Origin of the sequence: Staphylococcus sp. Y174-1 (genome assembly GCF_049897865.1) — a bacterium.
GTDB lineage: Bacteria > Bacillota > Bacilli > Staphylococcales > Staphylococcaceae > Staphylococcus > Staphylococcus saprophyticus.
On sequence record NZ_JAFCXB010000018.1, the window covers coordinates 1 to 3,293 of the forward strand.

Here is a 3,293-nt window from a genome sequence, read left to right on the forward strand (position 1 = left end):
AGTAGCCAACGGCTACAGTGATAACATCCTTGTTAAATTGTTTATATCTGAAATAGTTCATACAGAAGACTCCTTTTTGTTAAAATTATACTATAAATTCAACTTTGCAACAGAACCATATTAAAACTGATGAAGATTATCAAGGTTATCAATACGCTTTAGAATACGGTTTACCCGCCTTTAAAGTATTACGTGAACATAAACTAACAAAACCCGAACTTGCTGATTATAAGCGTAAATATGACCAGTATCGCATACGTCAGTTTTTAACTTATCTATTATGTTTTGAAGGTCGATACGATAATGATAATTTCTTTTTCCATTTTGGCTTTGGTCGTAAGGATTATGTGGATTTAATCCAAGTTGTGTATGGTATTGATTGTTTACAGCAATGGAAGTCTATACAAAAACGAGGTGTTAAAGGCTATGATTATTTAAGTGCTATAAAAGTTCTAGGGGATCTTGAGGAATATTATTTAAGATTACATGCACAACCTTTAGAGTTTGAAGATTAAACGTAAAAAAAGAGGTGACTATGTACAGTCACCTCTTTTTTGAGTTCAACGACATTTGGAAAATGTCGTAACGGTTAAGCGTTCAATCTGTAAGCATAACGCTCCATATAACAGCATACAAAGTAGTGCATCAATTCATCAGCATCTAATGCCACCATCGTTAATTCTGCACCGCATGGTTTTGTATAGCGGGCATAGTGGTATAAATCGTCAAATAATTCTTTCTTAGCCTGTTTATCGCTCATATTAAATACCTCGTGTACATTAAGACCGTTTTCTTCTAATCGCTTTGTAATCACGCCGAAAACGAATGTGTTCATGTGAAATCCCTCCATCATTTTTAATATTCACATGTACACTAAAAAAAGCCGATACATCGGCTTTTTATTTTTGGTTTAATTTATTTCTATATAAGTATGTTTCAACTAATATAACTGTCATCTTATTTGTTAAATTTGAAATTACTATTGAATATTATTTTCTCATTTACTATTGTAAGGCTTGAAAAATAAAGAACTTAGACTAAAAATACTAAAAAGAAGGAATGAAAACTTATACCCTATTAAATCTATAGAAAAACCAGATATACTTGAACCCACTAATTGTCCTATAGCAAGTACTAAAAACGGTATACCAATTCCTATAGAATGATCTTTAGAAAATATTTTAATACCCCACAAGATATAAATACCAGTCAATAATACATAGCTACTTCCAAATAGAATCGCTGATATATCTGTTAAAATAATATTAGATGGTTGTATGGTGATGAGTAACATTGATAATGTAGTCATGATAACAATTATTAAATATGTTTTTTTAATTCCAAGTTTTTCTTCTATGCTACTTGAAAATCCACCTATAATGCCTGAAATACCAACTATCATCCAAAATATTATTGATATATTATGTGTATTAAATTGATCTACATAAGATTTTGAAAATGTCCAATATATTGATGAAGCTAATCCCAAAATAAAGGAACTTATAATGATTTTCCAACCTAGTTTAAAAATGGATGATAATTCATAATGTTTTGTGTTCGTTATAGTTGGTTGTGATTTTGGTATCAAAATAAGATTTGCAATAAGTATTCCAATGCCTATAATAATAAAAATTACATAAATACTTCTCCAATCATTTCCCATTAAGAATGATAAAGGTCCCGAAATTAGAATACCAAACCCTGTCCCTGCATTAATCCATGTGTTTGATTTACTTTTCTCATCAGACTTTAAATTAAAATTGACAATATTTCCTAATGCTGGAGACGCCAATCCTGTACTTGTACCCGCTATAAAAACACCAATAGCTAATATAATTGGATTATTTGATATAACAATCAGTAGCATACCAATGACTGCTGCTAATCCAGAAAGCGTAAGGAATTTTTTAGAATCAATCCTACTAGCGTATATTGAAGATATAACAATAGCGATACAATAAGCCAAATATGAAGAAGAACTAATGAAACCTACAGTAGTACTACTTATATTTAAGTCTTTACTAATTGGTGGTATTAATAACCCGAATCCAAATCTAGCAATTCCATATGTCAAAGCTATCATGAGTAAACCAATTACTGTGATCTTTTTATACATCTTTAATCACATCTTTCATTAGTTTTAAGGTCGTTTTTCTGACTATATCTATTCCAATATATTCAGCCATTGAAGTACTACCTTCCAAAACCATCATAATTTTAAAAGACATTTCCTCATTTTTTAAAATGTCATTTAATTTATTTAATAAATTAATCTTATGTTGTTTTACAATTTTAGTAATTTCTTCATTTTTATTTTGATATTCCTCATTTGCTTTTAAAAAAAGACAACCATTTGAATGATAATTCTCTAACCAATTCAAATGTCTTACAACAATATTTTCTATTGATAAATCTTCGTTATCAAATAGATAGCTAAAATATAAAATCTCTCTTCGTAATAACACAGATTCAATTAATTTTTCTTTAGACTTAAAATTTCTATATAGCGTCATAGTAGCAACATTAGCATGTTCTACTATTTGATCGATGCCCGTCGCATTATAACCTTGCTTATTGAATAATTCAGTCGCTGACAAAATCAACTGATCTTTTTTCTTTATTGTTTTCATATGCTCCTCCAAAAAAAGATAGTGAACGTTCTCTTTCGAATTTTACTGTACATTTATATAGAAGTAAAGTATCAAATATAAATGTTATCTTTAAACCAAGGTCAAAAGATTACATTTAATTGTTGCATTAAGTCTTGTTACTTTACTCGATATATGAGAATAATTTTACCCAATAAATGAGAAAGCGCAGTACACTCACTATATAAGTACTGCGCTTTAAGATTGGCTAATAAGCTATTATTGCTAATATGAAATTTCATTAGTTGATACTTTTTGAAAACCCATAAGATTTACTTTCAAACCCATTAGCTTTATAAAACTTATGTGCATTTTCTCTTTCTGTTCTAATTCCACTATTCAATGTAATTACTTTACAGTTTAACTTGTCAGCTAACTTTTCAGATTCCTTTAACAATAATGAACCGAATCCATTTGGTTCTGTTGCAAAGTCAGAAAAAATATAACTAATTATCATTTTAACATGGTAGTATTCCCTTAACTGGCCAACATGTGATTAATTTCGTAGCACGGCGAAAATCCGTAAATCTGAAGAGACCTACGGTTCTTTTTATATAGACCATAAATACATTCAATACCTTTGAGTGTATTCTTTGCCGTATTGACGCTTTGATATCTCGTCTTTCTCACTTTAATATGACGGTG

Annotated in this window: 5 protein-coding genes and 1 pseudogene; 1 reads left to right on the forward strand and 5 read right to left on the reverse strand. The window is 29.5% G+C overall.

Annotated features, from left to right (window positions below):
• The first annotated feature begins 104 nt into the window (after nucleotides 1-104).
• On the forward strand, nucleotides 105-515 hold the full coding sequence (locus ACP7BT_RS13480; RefSeq protein WP_271437652.1) for a hypothetical protein: 411 nt from the start codon (nucleotides 105-107) through the stop codon (nucleotides 513-515).
• A gap of 74 nt (nucleotides 516-589) precedes the next feature.
• On the opposite strand, the gene ACP7BT_RS13485 is transcribed toward ACP7BT_RS13480, so the two are convergent.
• The 5 genes and pseudogenes from ACP7BT_RS13485 to ACP7BT_RS13505 all read right to left on the reverse strand — a co-directional run.
• Nucleotides 590-835, reverse strand: coding sequence for a hypothetical protein (locus ACP7BT_RS13485; RefSeq protein ID WP_064263319.1), 246 nt, complete (start codon nucleotides 833-835; stop codon nucleotides 590-592).
• A 162-nt stretch (nucleotides 836-997) separates the two neighbouring features.
• Nucleotides 998-2,116, reverse strand: a complete 1,119-nt coding sequence (locus tag ACP7BT_RS13490) for an MFS transporter (protein WP_064263321.1) — start codon at nucleotides 2,114-2,116, stop codon at nucleotides 998-1,000.
• Nucleotides 2,109-2,630 carry a TetR/AcrR family transcriptional regulator gene (locus tag ACP7BT_RS13495; protein ID WP_064263324.1) on the reverse strand — a complete coding sequence of 174 codons (522 nt, stop codon included), beginning with the start codon at nucleotides 2,628-2,630 and terminating at the stop codon, nucleotides 2,109-2,111. Before ACP7BT_RS13495 ends, ACP7BT_RS13490 begins: the two co-directional genes overlap by 8 nt.
• 259 nt (nucleotides 2,631-2,889) lie before the next feature.
• Entirely contained in the window at nucleotides 2,890-3,105 is a 216-nt protein-coding gene (locus tag ACP7BT_RS13500; RefSeq protein WP_271437651.1) for a GNAT family N-acetyltransferase, read from the reverse strand.
• A gap of 20 nt (nucleotides 3,106-3,125) precedes the next feature.
• A pseudogene (locus ACP7BT_RS13505) lies at nucleotides 3,126-3,293 on the reverse strand (IS6 family transposase); the annotation flags it as partial.

Coding starts and splice junctions, on each gene's coding strand:
- ACP7BT_RS13485 (WP_064263319.1), bottom strand. CDS start 835: ATGAACACATTCGTTTTCGGCGTGATTACAAAGCGATTAGAAGAAAAC.
- ACP7BT_RS13490 (WP_064263321.1), bottom strand. CDS start 2,116: ATGTATAAAAAGATCACAGTAATTGGTTTACTCATGATAGCTTTGACA.
- ACP7BT_RS13495 (WP_064263324.1), bottom strand. CDS start 2,630: ATGAAAACAATAAAGAAAAAAGATCAGTTGATTTTGTCAGCGACTGAA.
- ACP7BT_RS13500 (WP_271437651.1), bottom strand. CDS start 3,105: ATGATAATTAGTTATATTTTTTCTGACTTTGCAACAGAACCAAATGGA.